17 protein-coding genes and 2 pseudogenes are annotated in these 18,035 nt (G+C 61.7%); 7 read left to right on the top strand and 12 right to left on the bottom strand.

The genetic code is table 11. The features are described 5' to 3' along the window. Window positions 1-215: 215 nt before the first annotated feature. From K1X15_RS10415 to K1X15_RS21605, 3 genes and pseudogenes are all read right to left on the bottom strand, one after another. Window positions 216-488, bottom strand: coding sequence for a hypothetical protein (locus K1X15_RS10415; protein ID WP_220303546.1), 273 nt, complete (start codon window positions 486-488; stop codon window positions 216-218). Between the two features lie 79 nt (window positions 489-567). Continuing rightward, a pseudogene (locus tag K1X15_RS10410) lies at window positions 568-687 on the bottom strand (transposase domain-containing protein); the annotation flags it as partial. Window positions 688-724: 37 nt separating this feature from the next. Further along, window positions 725-901: pseudogene (locus K1X15_RS21605) on the bottom strand (transposase); the annotation flags it as partial. A 40-nt stretch (window positions 902-941) separates the two neighbouring features. Here K1X15_RS21605 and K1X15_RS10400 point away from each other — a divergent pair. Continuing rightward, window positions 942-1,469, top strand: coding sequence for an SOS response-associated peptidase family protein (locus K1X15_RS10400; protein ID WP_338033458.1), 528 nt, complete (start codon window positions 942-944; stop codon window positions 1,467-1,469). Window positions 1,470-1,498: 29 nt separating this feature from the next. Here the strand turns inward: K1X15_RS10400 and K1X15_RS10395 are convergent, their stop codons facing one another. Together K1X15_RS10395 and K1X15_RS10390 are read right to left on the bottom strand one after the other, a co-directional pair. After that, window positions 1,499-2,554: a FecR domain-containing protein gene (locus K1X15_RS10395; protein ID WP_220303545.1), complete on the bottom strand. Its 1,056-nt coding sequence runs from the start codon at window positions 2,552-2,554 to the stop codon at window positions 1,499-1,501. 434 nt (window positions 2,555-2,988) lie between these two features. Next, window positions 2,989-3,381 carry a VOC family protein gene (locus tag K1X15_RS10390; protein ID WP_220303544.1) on the bottom strand — a complete coding sequence of 131 codons (393 nt, stop codon included), beginning with the start codon at window positions 3,379-3,381 and terminating at the stop codon, window positions 2,989-2,991. Between the two features lie 1,186 nt (window positions 3,382-4,567). Here K1X15_RS10390 and K1X15_RS10385 point away from each other — a divergent pair. Both K1X15_RS10385 and K1X15_RS10380 read left to right on the top strand, forming a co-directional pair. Beyond that, entirely contained in the window at window positions 4,568-4,828 is a 261-nt protein-coding gene (locus K1X15_RS10385; RefSeq protein WP_220303543.1) for a hypothetical protein, read from the top strand. Window positions 4,829-5,068: 240 nt separating this feature from the next. After that, complete coding sequence (locus K1X15_RS10380; RefSeq protein ID WP_220303542.1) at window positions 5,069-5,557, top strand: PAS domain-containing protein; 489 nt, start codon at window positions 5,069-5,071, stop codon at window positions 5,555-5,557. A gap of 860 nt (window positions 5,558-6,417) precedes the next feature. On the opposite strand, the gene K1X15_RS10375 is transcribed toward K1X15_RS10380, so the two are convergent. After that, the gene (locus K1X15_RS10375; protein ID WP_220303541.1) at window positions 6,418-6,801 is read right to left on the bottom strand and encodes a response regulator; all 384 of its coding nucleotides are present in this window, start codon (window positions 6,799-6,801) and stop codon (window positions 6,418-6,420) included. 273 nt (window positions 6,802-7,074) lie between these two features. On the opposite strand from K1X15_RS10375, the gene K1X15_RS10370 reads away from it, so the two are divergent. Both K1X15_RS10370 and K1X15_RS21690 read left to right on the top strand, forming a co-directional pair. Further along, window positions 7,075-7,317 (top strand): DUF6894 family protein, encoded by a 243-nt coding sequence (locus K1X15_RS10370; RefSeq protein ID WP_220303540.1) that lies wholly within the window; start codon window positions 7,075-7,077, stop codon window positions 7,315-7,317. 1,036 nt (window positions 7,318-8,353) lie between these two features. Beyond that, on the top strand, window positions 8,354-8,599 hold the full coding sequence (locus K1X15_RS21690) for a sunset domain-containing protein (protein ID WP_240549456.1): 246 nt from the start codon (window positions 8,354-8,356) through the stop codon (window positions 8,597-8,599). Between the two features lie 126 nt (window positions 8,600-8,725). Here the strand turns inward: K1X15_RS21690 and K1X15_RS10365 are convergent, their stop codons facing one another. The 3 genes from K1X15_RS10365 to K1X15_RS10355 all read right to left on the bottom strand — a co-directional run bounded on the left by K1X15_RS10365 (window position 8,726) and on the right by K1X15_RS10355 (window position 12,570). Then, complete coding sequence (locus K1X15_RS10365; protein ID WP_220303539.1) at window positions 8,726-8,986, bottom strand: hypothetical protein; 261 nt, start codon at window positions 8,984-8,986, stop codon at window positions 8,726-8,728. 126 nt (window positions 8,987-9,112) lie between these two features. Then, the gene (gene galU, locus K1X15_RS10360; RefSeq protein ID WP_220307503.1) at window positions 9,113-10,030 is read right to left on the bottom strand and encodes a UTP--glucose-1-phosphate uridylyltransferase GalU; all 918 of its coding nucleotides are present in this window, start codon (window positions 10,028-10,030) and stop codon (window positions 9,113-9,115) included. A 548-nt stretch (window positions 10,031-10,578) separates the two neighbouring features. After that, on the bottom strand, window positions 10,579-12,570 hold the full coding sequence (locus K1X15_RS10355) for a MobA/MobL family protein (RefSeq protein WP_220307355.1): 1,992 nt from the start codon (window positions 12,568-12,570) through the stop codon (window positions 10,579-10,581). Between the two features lie 226 nt (window positions 12,571-12,796). Between K1X15_RS10355 and K1X15_RS10350 the strand changes: the two genes are divergently transcribed. Then, complete coding sequence (locus K1X15_RS10350; protein WP_220307354.1) at window positions 12,797-13,486, top strand: hypothetical protein; 690 nt, start codon at window positions 12,797-12,799, stop codon at window positions 13,484-13,486. Further along, window positions 13,483-13,623, top strand: a complete 141-nt coding sequence (locus K1X15_RS10345; RefSeq protein WP_220307353.1) for a hypothetical protein — start codon at window positions 13,483-13,485, stop codon at window positions 13,621-13,623. Before K1X15_RS10350 ends, K1X15_RS10345 begins: the two co-directional genes overlap by 4 nt. 101 nt (window positions 13,624-13,724) lie before the next feature. On the opposite strand, the gene K1X15_RS10340 is transcribed toward K1X15_RS10345, so the two are convergent. From K1X15_RS10340 to K1X15_RS10330, 3 genes are all read right to left on the bottom strand, one after another. Then, window positions 13,725-15,002: a type II toxin-antitoxin system HipA family toxin gene (locus K1X15_RS10340; protein ID WP_220307352.1), complete on the bottom strand. Its 1,278-nt coding sequence runs from the start codon at window positions 15,000-15,002 to the stop codon at window positions 13,725-13,727. Beyond that, the gene (locus tag K1X15_RS10335; RefSeq protein ID WP_220307351.1) at window positions 15,002-15,253 is read right to left on the bottom strand and encodes a helix-turn-helix domain-containing protein; all 252 of its coding nucleotides are present in this window, start codon (window positions 15,251-15,253) and stop codon (window positions 15,002-15,004) included. The genes K1X15_RS10340 and K1X15_RS10335 overlap by 1 nt, the downstream gene beginning before the upstream one ends. Window positions 15,254-15,610: 357 nt before the next feature. Then, a complete protein-coding gene (locus K1X15_RS10330) occupies window positions 15,611-18,028 on the bottom strand; it encodes a glycoside hydrolase family 38 N-terminal domain-containing protein (RefSeq protein WP_220307350.1) in 2,418 nt (805 codons plus the stop codon). Between the last annotated feature and the right edge of the window lie 7 nt (window positions 18,029-18,035).

The raw sequence follows: 18,035 nt of genomic DNA, 5'->3' as shown, positions 1-18,035 counted from the left end.
GTTGAACAGGACGAAGGTGCGGAAAAGGAAGTTGGCGCACAACGGCCCTTATGCTGGGGGATGTGCGCAAGGCCAAGTTGGCGCACCTGCGGCCAACAACGCTGCCTTCCTCTCCGCCACTTCCTTCTAATAAACTGCTGAATTCATTGGCGAATTCGATTTTAGCCCGTCCTCAACCCTAAACATCACCCTAGCCGTGCGGCCAAGGGCGATTCTCAGTCATCGTCCAGGTCATCGGTGTAGCTGACCCCCAGAAGCGCGTTCGCGTCCAACATGTCCTTGGCAATATAGCTGACGCGAAACTTCTTCGCATCGGGTTGGCCGATCCGTTTCCGGATAGCTTCAGCGACCGCCTCCACCTCATAGCGGCTGGCCCCGTTGGTTTTCGACGTCAGGATTGCCGTCGCATAGGCGAGGGCCTTTTGAGCTGATACTCGGACAGACGTCAGGTCTTGCCCTTTCTGGCGGGCGAAATCCAACTGGTACATGAAGCCTTCAACGATTGCCCGATTCAGGACATGGGTCGTAGGAGCGCCGAACACCTTCGTAAGCGCGTAGCCGAGGCCGCTATGGCTTGAAGTTCCCGGGCATCAGTACGGCGGTCTGGCTGCTGGGCCAGCCGCCGGCGATGCGCTGAAGGGTCTGGGTCAGCCAGGCGTGCGGATCGACGCCGTTCATCTTGGCTGTGGTCCACCGCATCCTCTGGTGCCGGCAGCACCAGCTTCCCGTTCCGCGCAAGGGTTCGCCAAGAGGAGACATGGTTGGCCTTCAGCCCATGCCGCTCCGCAACTTCACTAACGGTCGCCCCCGGTCGCAACGTCTCGGCGACGATCCGCGCCTTCACCTCATCGGGCCACTGCCGATTGCGACGCCGCCTCCCGCCATTTGTGAGAAGCTCCATTGGAGCGTCCATGGAGAAACTCCCGCACTGAAATCAACCAGTGCGCAATCTCATGACTCGCGAACGGGCGGAAGGTGGGGGTAGGGCACCGCTTACGCCTGACAGCGGGACCACCAACGTTCGCAACATCTTCAACGGCACGCGCTGGAATGCCCATTGGAACCGCTGGATAGGCGTTGAAAATCGCTGCGTTGTGCCCTTCACGTCCTTCAGCGAGTTCGACAACACTTTCGAGGACGGCAAGAAGAAGGGCGACACCTGGTTTGCCTTCGATGAAAGCCGCCCCTTAGCCTTCTTCGCAGGCATATGGGTCAAGGACTGGACAAGCGTGCGAAAGGTCCGCACTGGCCTGGAAACCACTGACCTGTTCGGCTTCTTGACCTGCGAGCCGAATGACGTGGGGGGCTCAATCCATATGAAGGCCATGCCGGTCATACTGATAAAACCAGATGAAATCGAGCTTTGGCTCACCGCGCCGAAAGAGGAAACCATTAAGCTCCAGCGGCCATTGCCGGACGGTGTGCTAGTGGCCGTGAATGCGAAGCAGGACAGGCCGCCTAGGGCTTGATCCCGCCAAGGAATGACTTCCGGGCTTTCTCAGTCATCCTTTTTGCCGTTTCCCTTCCCGTTCCCACCAGCGTTCGAATGCTCTGGCGGACCATTTCCGCTACCGCTGCTGCCCGAGCTTGAGTTGCCGCCGGCATTTGAGTGCTCTGGCGGGTCATCTCCATTCCCACCGGTGTTCGATTGTGACGGGGGACCGTTGCCATTCCCATTGCCGTTATTGCCGGCCCCTGAACTGTTTCCGCCCGCGTTCGAGTGCGCCGGAGGCCCATTTCCGTTGCCGCCTGCATTTGAGTGTGATGGCGGGCCACTATTGCCGCTGTTTCCGTTCCCATTGTTGCTGGCTCGGGCATTGGCGCTGACCGCATTGCCCTGGCCTGCGGAATTGGCATTGGCATTGGCATTGGCCCTTGCGTTGGCGTTGGGAATGGTACCGTTCCTTACCGCATCGAGGGCATCTTCTGCCGCCACGTCTCCCCGCAGCACCGCCTCGCGCGCCACCGCCGGCACCACATTGCCCTCGATCAGGTAGACCACCCGATCCGAGCCGGGTCCGCTCACATCCACCGGCGCCATCTGGCTGGCCTCGGCGGCCTGCCCAGGTGTCACATCCACCACCATGTCATGGGCACTGTCCTGCACCTGCACCACGCCGCGGTCCACGTCCACGCGTGCCTGTCCATTGCGATAGGTCACGGTGAACTGCGTGCCCTTGACCACGGCGGCCAGCACTGGCGTCTGCACAGAGAAATGCTGCACATTGCGCCGCTCGGCCTCGATGGTCACGCTGCCATGGAACTGCAGGACGCTGGTCATCTTCTGCCCGGCAGCATCGCGCACCTCCACCTCCGTATTGCCGGCGAGGGCGATGCGCTCCTGTCCGCGTACCAGTTCGACCCGACCAGTGCTGCCGGTGCGGATCTTGCGGCCGTCAGGCACGACGTCGCCACGCTCCAGCGCCGTCCAGTCCCCGTGTTCGAACTGCAGGACCTGACCGCGCAGTCGCTCCGCGGTCCAGTCCTGGGCCAAAACCGCCGTGCTGACAGAGGCCAACATCGCGGCTATTAGAATGGACTTGCCAAAATGCATTTCTGTTTCCCCCCACAGACTTCTGCCTGCATACGAGAGGTAACTTCGCGACTTATCCGGTTAATCGCTTCCTAATCCGCGCCCTAGACAGCAGTTTCACCAGTTCACGGCCGGACTTGGGGTTAATGCCCAGTTCCTAATTGGCCTCAATCCTCAGGGAACGTCTTTGTTTGCTTGAGCGGTCGGTCGATACCAGGTCATCTCAAAGCTCCGGCTTCCGAAACGGAGCGTCGTCAGTTCGACGCTGACGACCACTTGCGGAGCTGAAGCCCAACGCAGGTCTATTGTCGGAGCATTCGCTTCATGGGCGAGTTGCGGATTTCCGAGGCCGTTCGGGGAGAGGCCCAAGGGCTCTTTCGTCGCATCAGAATGCAGGTGACGTTCGAGGAGCTGGTGTGAAAGAGGACCGACAAGGCCATTGACGGATCGTCGGCTCAATCTAAATGGCCGCCAGGGCCCTGGCAGATGCAGAAGTTATTGCCCTCCGGGTCCGTCATCACCACATATCCTTTTTCTCTTCGCACATAATTTGCTCCGAGTACGGTGAAGCGCGTCATCTCCTCGTCCACATTTAGCGCTTCAACTTCGAGATGAAGCCGGTTTCGCTGTGGACGTGGCCCCTCGCGCAACTGAAAGCACAACCGAATCCCCGGTCCAATTATCATGACCGATGGATCAGTCTCGGGGGTGAGGCCGAGTGACGCCAGCCGAGCAATCTCTTCGTCGTCGTATGGCATAACAGAGTAGCCATCGAGAGCGTCAGCCCAGAACTTGGCCAGGCGCGATGGCACGTCGCTGTCTATGACCAGTTCCTTTAGGCGAGCCATTGTACCTTCCTCAAAAACGGAATCGCCGGGTCCGACCCGCGCCGGGAGCGAACCCCCAGATACTAGGCGGCTTGGGCGGCCGGACGATACCATGTAAGCTCAAAGCTCCGGCTTCCACAACATGGCGCGGTCAGTTTCGACTTAAGCTTGGCAATCTCGAAATTATAGCCGAGTGCCGCCACTAACGTCGGCAAATCCAGTTCCGCCTCAACCCCGCACGGCCTGGTCGCCTTCAGGCCCTGGTGGTGCCCCTCGCAGCGAATGAAGCCCCTCCATTTCTCGTGCATTGCCTTCCCCACGGTGGCTGGCATTTGTGGAGCCGGATTGTCGCGACGAATTTGGCAGCGGTCGACGTTGTAGTTGAGACTGTTCGGGCTGGGTGGGTTAAGAGCCCTGGAGCAACCCGCAAGCTTTGCGAGCAGGGTCATGGCTTCGGGAAGTGGCACCTCGCCCACTAGCTCTGCCAACCGGTCGGCCCGATATTTCCCCCTACGTCCGCATGGATCGCACTGGAAGCGAAGGGTCGTTGAGCCCATCTCCTTGAGGGTATCGGCGGGCATGGCTGGCTGTCGGTGTAGGTACAATGTTCCCTTTATGTTCCTTTTGAGCGCGGCCGAGTCAAGGCGTCTGGTGCCGCCCCACGTCAAAGTTGAACGAACGCCTCGCCCAAGGCTGGTACCTTGGGGCCGCGTGGTGACGAACGGCACGCCACTGGAGCGTTTGAAGCCTATCTTTGGGCGGTCCAAGCGAGTAATGAAGCTGTACTTGGTGGGAACCCATTGAATTCGATGAACCGGATCACAGCACTTTTAGCGGCATTCGCCGCCGTCCTGCTGCTAGCGATCCAACCGTCCCTTGCGCAAGCATCGGATCATTTTTCAATCCACCGTGCCGAACAGACACTCACCTCCGGTGAGGTAGCCTCCCCGTCGGCCATCGTTAGCCCGTGGATTTCGACAACATTAAAAACCCATCATTGCGATGATCTGCCGCCATCGCCTGCAACGGTCAGTCTGCGCGCCACTGATGGAACTGCAGTCTATGCGCCATTTCGAATTTTCAGCTCAAAGAAAGTCTCTTTGGGCTTCTGGCCATGTGCACCGCCTAGCCTAGGCGCCTGAAGTCCATCCTTTGATCTTCAAATCCCGCGCTCTTCAAAGAGTGCGGCAGACACGTGTGCACTAACATGTCCACTGAACCCAACGACACCCCGGCACGTCGCAGCACCGCCGCTGCCTTTGTTCACGCCATGCCAGCCATTACCCTAATTAGCGGGTATCTGTGGCTCGCCATCGGCGTTGCTTCCTGGGCCTTTGCTTCGGCCTTTTTCGGCGGCTCCACTGTCATAATAGCCACTTCCCTCGTCCTGCTGGCCCCTGGCGGCATCTACCTTACGAGCAGGCAGGTTAAGCTCGCAATTGACGCCGAGCGCTCCAGTGACAACTAAGAAGCTGCCGACTAAATGGTCCGCCGCCTCCCCGGCGGCGGATCGTTGGTGCACTGCAGTGTCCGGTGAAGTCCGCGCCGCCGTCTTTCGTGGTGTGACCCATTCGCCGCGTGATGTGGGGCAGCCGGCTTCTTGATGGGCGGATTGACTGCCTGCACCAACCAGCGTGGAACCAGCGCTGTGCTCGCTTTGGCAACCGGGCCTTTACCATGCTGTTTGAAGTCCTGGCCTGGGCGCGGTATGACCTCTCATATCAACCGCTGTGGAACAATGGCGCCCATCAAGCACCCTTTCGCTGAGAACAAGATCAAGGATACCAAGCTTGACCCCTCGGCTCAGGCCCTGACCCTATCGGATATCCGCGCCCCTGACGCCCCTCTCGTCTACGTGAATCAAGGGTTCGAGAAGATGACGGGCTATCGGCGCAAAGACGCGATAGGGCAGAATTGTCGCTTTCTTCAAGGTCCCGACACCAGCCCCGATGCGGTAGCGCAAATGAGGGCGGCAATAGAACATGGCGAATCTCTGCTCATCGACGTGCTCAATTACCGCCAGAACGGCACCCCGTTCTGGAACCGGCTTTCTTTGGCGCCGGTCGCAGATTCGTCCGGGAGAGTAACGCATTATATCGGCATCCAGAGCGACATCACGAAGATGCGCCTTCTGCAGGACCGACTTCACTCCATTGCGCTGGCGTTGGCGGTTGAGGACAAGTTCGTCCTGGACTGACTGCCGCGTCTACTGGGTGACAAACGGCACCATCAACATGGTCCGTCTCTACAGCGAGTCCTCTTATCCGCAGACGTGATCAGATGCTTAGGCGAAACCTGTCATAGTTAAACGACACGACGCAGCTCAGGTGCGATGGTGCGGCAATCGCCGACCCATCTGTGGCATCGGCGATGACAGTCAAAATGCCCCCAAGAGGTTTAAGCTGCCGCCACGAAACCCATAGAGGTGGCGTATGTCAGCCAATTTCCATGCATTGTTTTTCTGCCCTTTTTGTCACCAGACGAACTGCATCGGCGCGGCAAATCTCCCCAGCGGAACGGCCTTGAACTGTTCCCGTTGCGGTCGGTTGTTGGCAAAGTGGATAGCCGAAGCTAACGATGGTCAATTCTTGCCGGTCGCCAGCGCGACCAGAGGGGCTGGATCAGCGGTCACAGACTACCTCGACCCTTAGCGAGAGTTATCGATGGGTCGCACCGGCGAGCAGAGCCGTCCTTCACCTTTGCTATCAGGCGCTCGTAGGCCACGATGAGCCTGCCAATCTCACGAGCACGTTTTGGGTGTTGAGTGCCAAGCCTGACAAGGTGCCTGGCTTCTTCCGCGAGTACCTTGATTGCGTCGTCCGGGCGCTCGGATATGCTACTCATCCATCCCCATGCGCGGAGGAGCTTCAGCGACTGCTGCAGTCGCTCCTCAATTTCCGTCATTTTGGCCACGATGGCGCCCCAGCCCTGTACGGCGTAGCTGTAAGAGGTCGAAGTGGCCATCCGGTTACAAAGAACGATACAATCGCGGTCGATGCCGCTCCAGCTGGTACCGGGGCAAGGCGCGCAGCATGCTGGTTTTGGCGGGCCAACCCTTCACAACTGCCGGTCAGCTTCATTGATGAGCTGGGAGATAGCCGTCACTACCTGAGCAGTCGCAAACGGTTTGTGGATCATGTGACTGTTCGGGACGCCATTTGCGGCCCAGTCCGACGCGCTATCGCCGCTCATGTAGACCACCGCAATCTGGGGGTTCAACTCGCGCACCCGATGGGCGATATGCCAACCGTCAGGACCTGCGCCAACTCTGATATCGGTGATAATTCCGCGTATGGAGCCGAAAAGCTCTTCTGCCAGCTTGAGACCTTCATGCCCGTTGTTTGCCGTCACGACACTGTAGCCAGCATCGCGAAGCGCATCCTCTAGTTCAAGAACGACTAGAACCTCATCTTCCACGACGAGGACCGTAATGTTGTCCAAAATGTGCTCCCCAGGCAGTCACATGAACAAGCCCCCCAAGGGTACTCGGTTCCATTCAAGTGCCAATTTATTGAGCAAATGGGCGCGTGAAGAACTGCGGCATTGCCGTCGCGGCTAGCTGATGCGACGGATTGCGGGGGGTCTTCGGGCCGCCCTTTCACTGGCGCGACCAGCGGCGGCCTTCAATGCGGCCATCACATCTCCAACCTACTTGCAACTAGCGGTGCCCCGGATCTGTTCGGTCCTTACGATTGGGTGGTTGGAGCGTAGCGGATGGCGTGGTTCTTTTTCGAGGTCCAGCGAGCGGGAGAGGACCCCGTCCCCGACCTCATCGGCGGTGAATTCGATACAATCGAGCGTGCCCGGCAAGAAGCGAGCAATGCGCTCTATGAAATGGCGATGGACGTCAAGCCCGGCTCCGGACCGACGAGCATCCAAATCACCGTGAAGAACGAGCTGGGCCAAATCGTCGCCCGGCGCACCGCCCGATTTGAATCGGAAGACATCGAGCCTTAGTGGGGCCTCCGCGCCTGCGCCCTCTGCTTCTGCTCGGCAGCGGGTCTCGACGTGGCCCGTCCTTAGCGCTCCAGAGCGTTATTGGCTCGGCCCACGAAAGTGAGGGTGAATTAGTAGGCGGTCGGCGCAGACTTTTCGCATGCCTGCTCCGACCGCCAGCCCCAAGTGGACGCAAGAGGCCCAACAAAAAAACCACGTCGGCCCCTTCGGTTCGTAGACGCCGGTCAACCTGGCGGCGCAATGCCGGATTGTAAAAGCATGTCAGCGCTAGTGCCTTATAGTCTGGGCCGACAGGCACCATTTGAGTATTAGTACGCAATGAGCTGGCCTCGATTGGGCCTCGCCCTTCGGCGCTCGGCGTCCACTGGAGAATCCAGTGTTTAGCTTCCGAAAGGGAGAGCCCAAGGGCTCGGCCCTACACAAGACTCTCTTGCGCTCAGGCGCGGAGCGCGAATGGCCGAACCTAAGTCCCGCCGACCTGACGCCCGTCAAGACGGAAGGGCAGCTTAGTGAACTGGTTAGCGAACGAACGGGCAGAACTATCGAGGAAGCGGCCGTAGAGGTCCGGCGCTGGATGCAGCGCCAGAATATGCGCCCTGACGTTGGAACCGGCTTCCTGGCACGCCGCCCAATTTCCAGATGGGAGAATGAAGGCGGTGCGATAGGTGGGTTCGTTGACAAGTCCCCGACCTAATTGATCAGGGACTACGAAAACCGCTAAAATACTAGTTGGACCGGTAAGCATCCTGTCAGGTCGAGTCAGATAGTCCTGCACCAGAGCGCAGCCCTGAGTCCGGCACGGGATGGTCCCACCCCGGTTAAGGGCCAGGGCTGCGCTCAATCCGAATTATTTGCGGAACCGGATCGCACAGCGCACGTTCACTGGCTGCGTGATGAATATTGCCCCCAAGATTCACACGCTGCCTTGGCGGCCCCCGTCGCTGAGGCACTATCCCTCAATACCCCATGGCCCCGGCAGCTTTCGCTGCTGGGGTTGTCGCTTGCCTAGCCGCATTGGGCATGATGTTCTGTCGGTATGAGAACCGCAATTACCAGACCTGCCATCGCCGCTGCATTTTTGGCTCTTACCCTTACTCCTGGCAGCGCCCAGCAAGGCGACTGCAACATCAAGGGCAATGTCAGCACCCAGGGCGAGCGCATCTACCACGTGCCGGGGCAGAAATACTACGACGACACCCGGATCAGCCGATCACATGGCGAACGGTGGTTTTGCTCGGAGGAGGAAGCTCGAGCGGCGGGATGGCGAAGGTCAAAGGTCTGACGGTTGAACCAGCGGAGACTTTGCCATGAACCTGAATACCCTTTGCGACGCAGTAGGGGCCAGAAAGCTCGTCAAGTTCCGCTACAGGCAGGAGTTAGGCGAGAGAACTTTTGCACCATACATAGTCTACCGGACCAGCGCACGGCATGAACATGTGTCAGGGTACTTAATGGTCCACCCGCAAAAGCCATTGATCGAGCCGGTCTGGGTCACCGTGCCGACGACCGCTTGCCCGCCTGGATAGACATGGACATGCTGGTGCTCGACCACGACGCGCTGCTCGTTCTTGCTGCGGAACTTCTTGAGCGTTTCCATTTGGGTGGTGAAGGTGCGGGCCAGCTTGTTGTCGACCTGCTGGAAATTGGTCCCACTTCCTCTCCCCCGCACCCACTTTGACCCGTTCGTTTCCAGGGTAGTGGGCGTGGATCGTCTCAAGAGGCAGCGACACGGCCAAAGGATCTCCCGGTGGGATGATGGGCCGTCAAGCCTTATGAAATATCGTCAGGCCCCTGACTATTCAGCCGCTTTTGCGGTCCCGTCGCCCATAATGTCGGCGTAGCCGATCTTGCGCAATTGCTGAACGAACCCGTCGCGGATGTCATCGCGTCCGAGCGCATAGACGACATTGGCGGTCAGAAAGCCGATCTTGGAGCCGCAGTCGAAGCTCTCGCCGCGATATTTGACGCCCGTGAAGGTCTGGGACTTGATCAGGGTCTGCATGGCATCGGTCAGCTGGATTTCCCCGCCCGCGCCCTTGGGCTGGTCGGCCAGCAGGGTGAAGATCTGTGGCTGGAGGATGTAGCGACCCGAAATGATCAGGTTGGACGGCGCGTCCTCGGGCCTGGGCTTTTCCACCATGCCGGTCACCTCAAAGCCACCGTCCGGGCCCTCGCCGCGGGCGATCACGCCATAGGAGGAAACTTCGTTTTCCGGCACCTGCTCGACCGCGATGACATTGCCGCCGGTCTCCTGATAGGCATTCATCATCTGCTTGAGCACGCCTGGCTCTCCCCTGAACAGCATGTCGGGCAGCAGCAGCGCAAAGGGCTCGCTGCCCACGATGTGGCGGGCGCACCAGACCGCATGGCCCAGGCCAAGCGGCTCCTGCTGACGGGTGAAGCTGGTGCGGCCTGCCGAGGGCAGATCCTTGCGCAGTTCGTCCAGCGCGGCGGTCTTGCCGCGGCTCTCGAGCGTGGTTTCGAGCTCGAACTGACGGTCGAAGTGGTCTTCGATCACGCCCTTGTTGCGGCCGGTGACAAAGACGAAGTGCTCGATACCGGCTTCGCGCGCTTCGTCCACCGCGTACTGGATCAGCGGCCGATCGACCACGGTCAGCATTTCCTTGGGCATGGCCTTGGTTGCCGGCAGGAACCGGGTCCCAAGTCCGGCAACCGGGAATACGGCAGTACTGACTGGCTTAGGAAAGGTTATCTCCCACTTGTTGCCAGCGGAGATTACTGCAGCGCGGAAAAGTGTTGAGCGGGAAAGTATAGAATTCTGGAAATTCGGTTAATCGCGTGGGAAAGGTCTCCAGCATTGCAAGTCTATCCGTCAAATTAGGGGGAGCCTGGGCTGTCAAATCCGCCTGGACTCCCCACGATACCCGGGGTGCGAGAGGGTGCCTGGCCCCAAGCGTTGTGTTGGCCGAACGGACAACGTCCAAACTGGCGATGTCTGTTGGGATGCAACTTGTAGACGGTGCGAAGAGGCAGGTTGGCGTACCTGCGGCCTCTTTGCCGGGGGATGAGTGCAAAGGTGCGCTCTCGATCGCATCGCCCGGGGGCCATTTGAAGACACCGCTCTGGTGAGAGCCGGCCCCCGCGCGCCCGTACGACGTCCTTCGTCGCCGCTCTCCCTTAACCCTCTTATTATACAATATGCGTTTTTGTGCGCGCCCCGTCGGCGGTCGCCGCGAGTACGCCGCGAGGCGCTTCTATCCCTCTCGTTTCACTTTTCTGCCGTATCGCCTCCATGAGCGGTCATTCGGGCTCGCGCGGGTCCTCGAAGTCGACTCCATCCCAGTCAAGTTCGCCATCATCCGCGAAATCGACATCGTCCGGCGTGGGCGGCTCCATGTCCGGGTCATCCTCAGGCCGGTCGTGCAGCCCGTCCCCAGCCAGGGTGGCGAAGGCGGCCGCCTCCGCCGCGAGATCGGCATCAAGCGCGTCGATATTCGCCCAATCATCCCATCCCGGCTCCCTCTGGCTGTAGCGCCATTGGTCGAGCCGCTGCGCCAGGCCCGCCTCATCCCTAGACGCATCGCGCTCTGGCACCGTCCAGTCCAGGTCCCCCGGAGAGGTGGCGAAGAACCGGATCATGCCGGCAATGGCCGCCGGCGCGGTTACGAGTCCGCCCTCGGCATCGAGGGCAAAGCGCGGCCAATTGGGCGGAATCGGGGCATGGTTCCGTCCAGAAGGGGCGTGGGCGATGGCAGATCTGGGCGGGGCAGCTCCGGGCGGGGCGGGTGCCGGCGCAGGACCAGCGGCCGGGACAGTGCCAACGAAACGATCGCTCCAGCGCAGGACCCGGACATGGTGGGCAACAAGATCGAGCAGCGGCAGGCGCGGCCAGTCGCTATCGATCCGGCGAATGAGGACGATTTTGGAGTTCCCGGCAATGGCCGCCAAGAGGGCGAGGGACAGGTCCCTGGCGGTGAGGGCATCGGCGTCGTCGATGATGATCGTCGCCTGCGAAACCATTCGCGTGCGGAGCGCTTCGATATCCCGCACCACCGCCCTGGGGGGCGGGTGTCCCGCCGCATGAGCGATGACCACCGGGGCGAGCCCGGCCGCTTGAGCTGTTCCTGAGATATCGGCCACCAGCAGCCCGGCGGCGCCGGTGGCCTCGATAAGGCTGAGATCGGCATCTTCAAAGAGCGCGGCCAGCACGGTCCGTGTCTCGTCCGAGAAGCCTTCGCCAATATGGGGCGCCACCTGCCGGCTGCAGGACGCGCGTGCGGCCAGCATAAGCGACCGTCCGAAGGCCGCCAGCTCGGTTTGAACGAGGTTGACGCTGGCGAACCACGCAATTTCTGAGCCCTCCACGTCGAGCGCGACGCATTGGCCGAGCCCGATGCAAGCCTGGGTCATTTCGGCGGAAAGCTCAGGGTGCAGGTGACGCGAAAAGAATGCCTCGAGCTCACCACGGGTAAATGGGGCCTCAAAACACGCAAGGGCGTCGTCGATGGAGAGGGCGATCGCGGCGTTTTCGTCTTCGCGCGCCGGGTTGACGAGGAGGGCGCGGCCATTGATCTGCGGAGTGGTGCGGCGTGCGCGCTGGCGCCATCGCCGCACCGCCCGCAGCGGCGCGGGATCGAGGGTAACAGGCGGGTTGGGGGTGACGCGCAGATCAAGGCCTTCTGCCGCAAAGAAACGGTTCTGAAAATCGCCCCACAGCTTGCCCCAGTGCCGGCCATAGGTCCTGCCGCTCCGGGTGACTGGATCGAGGGCCGTATAGCGCCGCCGCGCCAGTCCGTCCGGGGTGAGCTGCCTGGGAGCAACAAGGATGTGGCAATGAAGATTGGCGCTGGCTGTGGCAATGGACCGGCCGAAGCTGTCGTCATCGGGCCCGAGAGCGTCCTCCAACGCTGCGTCCTCACCCTGGCCCGCATGCGGGCGGTGCACGGCCAGGGTGGCCGCCAATTGGTGTCTCTCAACAATGATCTCGTGCGCGAAAGCTTGGGCCAAGCGGCAACTGTGCTCCAGCGGGAGCTCTGCCGGCATGGGTAGGGAAAGGACCAGTTCGAAGCCAAGCGCGGCGTCGGCGCGCTTTGAAGCCGCCTCGATCGCCTCCCATAGGTCCACTGCGTCCATCTCCGCGCATCCCTTGGGCACCAGGGTCAGCGCGGCGACAAGGTCGGGCCGGTCCGCATGGTCAAAAACCTGTCCCGTTCTGGCGGAAAGGAGCCTCCGGCGGGTGATATAGGCGAGACGCTGGACGCTCGAATGCCCGCGGGAGCGCTGCAGCGGCATCGATCTCGCAAACCCAATGGCCAATCCCGGCGTCCTTGCTGAAAGTTTTCGCCCTCGGGCCAATGCGGTTGGCCTCCTGGCAAGGCACAATAGTCAAAATCTTGCTCCGGAACAAAAATTTCTGGTTTCGGGGGCGCGTGCCTTGCCAGGGTCGGCGGCATTTTGGGGCCAGAACCGGTGGCGAAGTGCGCCGCCGGGCAGGACCTCAACCCCCGGAAGGACAGCAATGGGCCAGAAGAAAATAATTCCAGGCGACATCCACGCCCAGACCATCGCGCTGGTCGACATGACGCGCCAGCTCAGCCGCAAGAGGCTCGCCGGTGGTCAGACGCCGGCGGACCGGAACGCGGCGCTCGCCCAGCAGGCGGCCCGCGTGGATCTCGCGGCGGCGCGCAACAGCGTTGCCATTGCCGGGACCCTGACCGCGATCGCCGGCCAGGTTGGCTTCGAGAGCTGCACGCTGGACGTGGTCGCGCTGCGCGGTGCGCTGCTTACGGTGATGGACAATGCGGCCGACGCGGAAAAGGTGGCGGAATATCGCCAGCGCGACGCCGAATTTCAGGCCAGCAAGCGCCGCATGGTGCAGGGCGTCCGCGGCCTTGTTGCCGCGTCGCGCCCGGGTGCGGAGCTGACCAAAGCCGCCAGGGCGCTGGGGCTGCGCCGCGATCTGCTCGCGGGCGGTCTGATCGGTCGGGCCAGCCCCGAGGCCTTTGCCGCGCTCGGACGCGACCACAACTGCACCGTGAGCGTCACCGTACAGGGGGAGCTCGTGCAGCTCGTGAACAAGGGCGTGGTGGACGAGGATGTGCTCGGCCTGATCGGCGGGCAGGCCCAGGACAATCCCGAGCTGCCGCTGGCGCCGATGAGCGAAGGGAGGGGGGGCAGAGGGCTGCGCGGCAAGCCAGCGAGCTCGTGACCGAAGAGATGGAGGAGCAGGGCGGCACGAGCGGCACGCAGATCCTGGTGCAGCCCCGCATCGGCTCGAGCCTGCGCCGCCCCATCTCCGCCACCGAAACGCGCGTGGTCGCCGAGGACGAGGACAGCGAGAACTAGAAAGAAGACCAAACAAGCGTGAGCAGCCGGGCGGGATATGCATCCCGCCCGGCCTGTTTTTCGGGTCTTCTGTAACTGGTCAGTTGCCGATCTTGTTTGAGCTAGGCGCTCCAGGCGCGCACCCTGGTGCAGCGCTGAACGATGTCCTCGACTGCCAGCGCCAGCAGCGCGCTGTCGGCCTCGGTTCCTTTCACTTCCGCCAGCAGTCTCTCGGCAGCCGGGATCATGCGCTCCGCCATATCCTGCAGTTGCCGAAGCACGAAGCGAGGACGGAAGTCGGTCTCTCTGGCGAACGCTTCCCAGTGCTCCGGCGTCAACGTGAGCGGATCACGATTGCCTCCGACGAACATTGCCAACCGCGGATGCTGCTCCTTGAAGAAGGACCGAAAGGCCGCGGCATTGTTCACGTCATAGAGCGGGCTGAGCTCAATGCGGTCGAGCCGATAGACCAGAGAGTAGTTCTTGGCATGGGCATCCGGGTTGCCAATAAGGAACTGGAAGGTCGCGCGATCGAGAAGTTGCGTGCGGGCCGCGACGACGTCGGTGACCTTCTTCATCAACTCAAAGCTTTCCTGCCACCCCGGACCGCCATCCTTTTCGTACTTCTGCCGTGGAAACCGCCCGAGCGCCTGACAGAAATCCTCCTGATGCAGTCGACGGAAAACCCCTTGCCCATTCACGCCGACGCGGTCGTACCGCCGAATGACCATATAGGGCCTCTCCTTGACCACGCGGATGGTCGAGAATGGCACTGGGATGCCCACAGCGGCAGCCACCCGCAGGCAGAAGTGCTCAACGCGGATCGAATCCGGCAGACCGTCGATGTCCACCTTTAGAATGTGAGTGCTTGGCGTGCGCCCTCTCGGCAGCGCAATCCTGCGGTCAACGACGCCGACCCCCGCCTTGTGATGGACGCCGGCAAGCGAGAGCCGCAGCTCGCCTTCGGCGTCGATGAACAGCGGCCGCCGCGGCAAGGCCTCGATATATCGAGCGAGCCGATCATCGTCCAGCACGTCCCATTTTGTCTCGACATTCTCGTCGGCGATCACCTCGTCGTCGAGCGGCATAACGGTGACCGCGCCCGGGCAATCGCGGCCAAGCTGGTAGAGCAGCGAGTAGTCATCGGTGGCATCGACCTGCAGATAGCGCGCCAGAGCCTCGCGCGTCTGTTTCGAATCCGGCAGCAGCCCACCGAAGAACGGACCGGCGAGATTGTGATCGCATGGATTTGGCGAGAGAGGGAGCGACAAAGACAGCGGATGATGTGGCAATTGCGTACGCTCGAGCCAGCCCTGCTCGTAGCGAAAGGACAAGTTGCCGTCCCTGGCAACGTCGAGGACACCAACAGGAAGACCGTAGAGGCGGATGGATGCGGGCATCAGAATTCGGAACCAGCGTCTGTCGGTTCGCTCGCCGAAATTGTCGCTGGCGAGAACGCGATCGTCACGCCCAGCAACACCAGCACCTTGAGCACGATCGAGATAGGCGGATCGACGCGGCCGCGCTCGAAATCGCTGACCCACTTTTGCGAGGTCGCCGTAAGGTCAGCGAGCTGAGCTTGGGTGAGCCCGCGACGCCTGCGCTCCTCCCGCAAAAAGCGGCGAACCTCGTCGATACTTCGAATGTCCATCAGTCGCATCCTATTACCGCTCAGTGATATGAGAAGCTATAGCATGCAAATATCACCGAGTGGTGAAATTTCAAGGGAAATTGCCGAAAAATAACCGTTCGGTGAAATGTTCGCATCAGCCGGGCAACGAACGTGGCTGAGCAAATCGGCCGATGTGCTCTTGATCCAGATGTTCGTTTACGCCGGCTACGCCCGGGCCTACGAGGGGCGCCCTTCTGAAAGCGCGGACAGCGGCCACGGGCCGACAAGCTTGGGCATCAAGTTTTGAACTCAGGCGCCGCGGCATCCATGCCCAAGGCCCAGGCACGGTCTCGGCAGTTTTCCACTCGCTTGAAGCGAGCGATCACAAGCACCAAGCTAGATTTGGCTTGCAGCGTAGCGTCGCTCCAGGCCATCGCAGGGGATCAAGTCGTTGTCGGATATTCGTAGGGTGGCCATGCCGCTGGCGGGGACCCTGACATGGCCGCTCTCCAGGCTGATCGTGGCGCCGGTGCCGGAGAGGTCCAGCGCCCGCGCTATGAGGCTGCTGCCGTCCTCCGCGCCCTTGAGCGTCGTGATCATGCCGCCTTGCGCCGTTAGTGACAGCCATTGGCCAGCGTGCCTCCCCGTGCCGCCGCGGCTCACATGCGGGGTGGTGACGACCGGCTTGTTGAGGCGCTCGGCGAGAACAGCCGCGTCCTGGCGCGACAGGCCCGGGGCCGCCCGCAGCAGGATGGTAAAGACCTGTTCGCCCTGGTCCATGTAGCGATAGCGCGCGCCCGCCTCGACCGGGATCGGATCGTGATGGGCAAAGATCGGCGCGCGGACAGCGGTGAGATAGAGCGTGCCACCCTGCGCCGCGTAAGAGTATTTCGCGTCATTGACCAGCACGACCTCGTGCCCTTCGGCTGCGACGCGCACCCAGCGCTGGCCGGGCACTTCCCGGCCGCTGTCGGGCCGGCTGTCCCAGCCGCCCGCCACTTCGTACTCGAAGTTCTTGCCGGCCAGCGGATAGGCGAGGCGCAGAAGCTTGTGCTGTTCGTGCCAGTCGAGCGCCACCCGCAATTCGACGGGCTGGGCCGCGTCAACCGGCAGCATGATCGAGGTGACGAGACGCGAAGCGCCATGGCTTGCCGTGACCTCGATGGTCAAGCGCACCGGCCCGTCTTCGACCAGTTTCACGCCCTCGAGGCGCAGCGCCGCTCCCTCGAGGCCAAAGCACTCGGTGCCATGGGTCCAGGTGTCGCTCCGATCATCGACGACAATTCCGGCGTGACCGGGCGCAGTGAAAATTCTGATACCGCTGTGGCGATTGACGAGGCTCACGATGGCCCCGGTCTCGGGCGAGAGCGTCAGTGCATAACCGGCGGTTTCGAAGCTGAGTGACCCGGCATGGGGCTGGCCGAAACTGACGCGCGGCGCCTTTTCCCCAGCTTGGGCGGCAGCAAAGCGCAGCACGCGATAGCCAAAGGCAGGCACGTCGAGCGGGAAGACGAGGCGCTGCAGGCCCGTCGTCTTGCCGGCTGGATCGACATACTGAAAGGGCACGGGCTTTCCAGTTTCGTCTAGCAGGAGGCGCGGGGTCAGCGTGTCCTTGTCCACCCAGGGCTCGGCCTCGACAAGACCGCTTGAGGTGACGCCGGATAAATTCATCACGACGAAGGTGGCGTCAGTCGGATCGACCGGCGGGGCAATGGTGCCGTCGAGCCGGCGCACCGCGGCATTGAGCAACTCCTCCGCGCCGGCAATGACACCGGCCAGTTCCCGCTCGCTGTCGATACAGGCCGCCTCGATACTGGTGCCGCCCAGCGTGTCGTGGAACTGGTTGAACAGCAGCACCTGCCAGAGCGCGGCGAAGCGTTCGCGCGGATAGACGGCGCCGGTCGCCCTGTAGGCGAGGGCCGAGGCGGTCTCGGCCTGTTCGAGCAGGCTCTCGGCCTTGCGATTCAGCGCCTTGAGGGACGAGGCCACCGCATAGCAGCCGATGGCGTGAAATTGCAGTTCGCTCTCGACCACCGGCAGGTCGTCGGTCTCGATCTCGCGGAAGAAGCGCTCCGGATCGGAATAGGCAAGGTTCTCGCCGCGCGCGATGCGCATCTCGATCTCGTCGATATTCTCGATGGTCGGCGCTCCGCCGTGATTGCCCACGCCGTAAAAGGCCATGAATGGATGCCCGTACCTGTCGATATGGGCGTAGTGCTGGTCGATCTTTTGCGGCAGCGGCGTCGAGCGCTTGGAGGTGTTGTAGGCATCCTGGATGCGGAAAGCCGGCAGGGACGATCCGTCCGGCGATTTCCAGATGAAGAGCTCGCCTGGCAGGTCCATTTCATGCGGGCCGGGGCGCATGAAGGTGTAGCTGGTGAATCCGGTATGCCGGAGCAGCATCGGGAAAGTGCCCGGATGCCCGAAGCTGTCGACATTATAACCGGTGGTCGGCTCCACCCCGAATTTCTCCATGAAATAGCCCTTGCCGTAGAGGGCCTGACGGATGACGCTTTCGCCACTGGGGATATTGCAATCAGGCTGGATCCACCAGCCATTGACGATGATCCAGCGGCCCTCGGCCACATAGTGTTTGATCTCGGCAAACAGCGCCGGCTCCAGTTCCTCGATCCAGCGATAGATATGCGCCTCGCCCTTGGTGAAGACGAAGCCTTTGCCCTCGCGCAGCCGGTCCACGGCGGCCCAGCAGGTGCCGATGGCTTCCGCGCACCCTTCCTGCCAGCGCCAGAGCCAGACGGGGTCGAGATGGGCATTGCCGATCATGTGGAGCAGGGGACGCTGTGCTTGTGCCATTTATGGT

This window comes from Devosia salina, assembly GCF_019504385.1.
GTDB lineage: Bacteria > Pseudomonadota > Alphaproteobacteria > Rhizobiales > Devosiaceae > Devosia > Devosia salina.
The sequence above is the reverse complement of the archived record's forward strand: the minus strand, read 5'-3'. Positions and strand labels throughout refer to the sequence as shown.

Excerpts from the sequence above, each read along its gene's own strand:
- K1X15_RS10415 (WP_220303546.1), bottom strand. The coding sequence starts at position 488 with ATGTACCAGTTGGATTTCGCCCGCCAGAAAGGGCAAGACCTGACGTCT.
- K1X15_RS10395 (WP_220303545.1), bottom strand. The coding sequence starts at position 2,554 with ATGCATTTTGGCAAGTCCATTCTAATAGCCGCGATGTTGGCCTCTGTC.
- K1X15_RS10390 (WP_220303544.1), bottom strand. The coding sequence starts at position 3,381 with ATGGCTCGCCTAAAGGAACTGGTCATAGACAGCGACGTGCCATCGCGC.
- K1X15_RS10385 (WP_220303543.1), top strand. The coding sequence starts at position 4,568 with ATGTCCACTGAACCCAACGACACCCCGGCACGTCGCAGCACCGCCGCT.
- K1X15_RS10380 (WP_220303542.1), top strand. The coding sequence starts at position 5,069 with ATGACCTCTCATATCAACCGCTGTGGAACAATGGCGCCCATCAAGCAC.
- K1X15_RS10370 (WP_220303540.1), top strand. The coding sequence starts at position 7,075 with ATGGCGTGGTTCTTTTTCGAGGTCCAGCGAGCGGGAGAGGACCCCGTC.
- K1X15_RS21690 (WP_240549456.1), top strand. The coding sequence starts at position 8,354 with ATGAGAACCGCAATTACCAGACCTGCCATCGCCGCTGCATTTTTGGCT.
- K1X15_RS10355 (WP_220307355.1), bottom strand. The coding sequence starts at position 12,570 with ATGCCGCTGCAGCGCTCCCGCGGGCATTCGAGCGTCCAGCGTCTCGCC.
- K1X15_RS10350 (WP_220307354.1), top strand. The coding sequence starts at position 12,797 with ATGGGCCAGAAGAAAATAATTCCAGGCGACATCCACGCCCAGACCATC.
- K1X15_RS10340 (WP_220307352.1), bottom strand. The coding sequence starts at position 15,002 with ATGCCCGCATCCATCCGCCTCTACGGTCTTCCTGTTGGTGTCCTCGAC.
- K1X15_RS10335 (WP_220307351.1), bottom strand. The coding sequence starts at position 15,253 with ATGGACATTCGAAGTATCGACGAGGTTCGCCGCTTTTTGCGGGAGGAG.
- K1X15_RS10330 (WP_220307350.1), bottom strand. The coding sequence starts at position 18,028 with ATGGCACAAGCACAGCGTCCCCTGCTCCACATGATCGGCAATGCCCAT.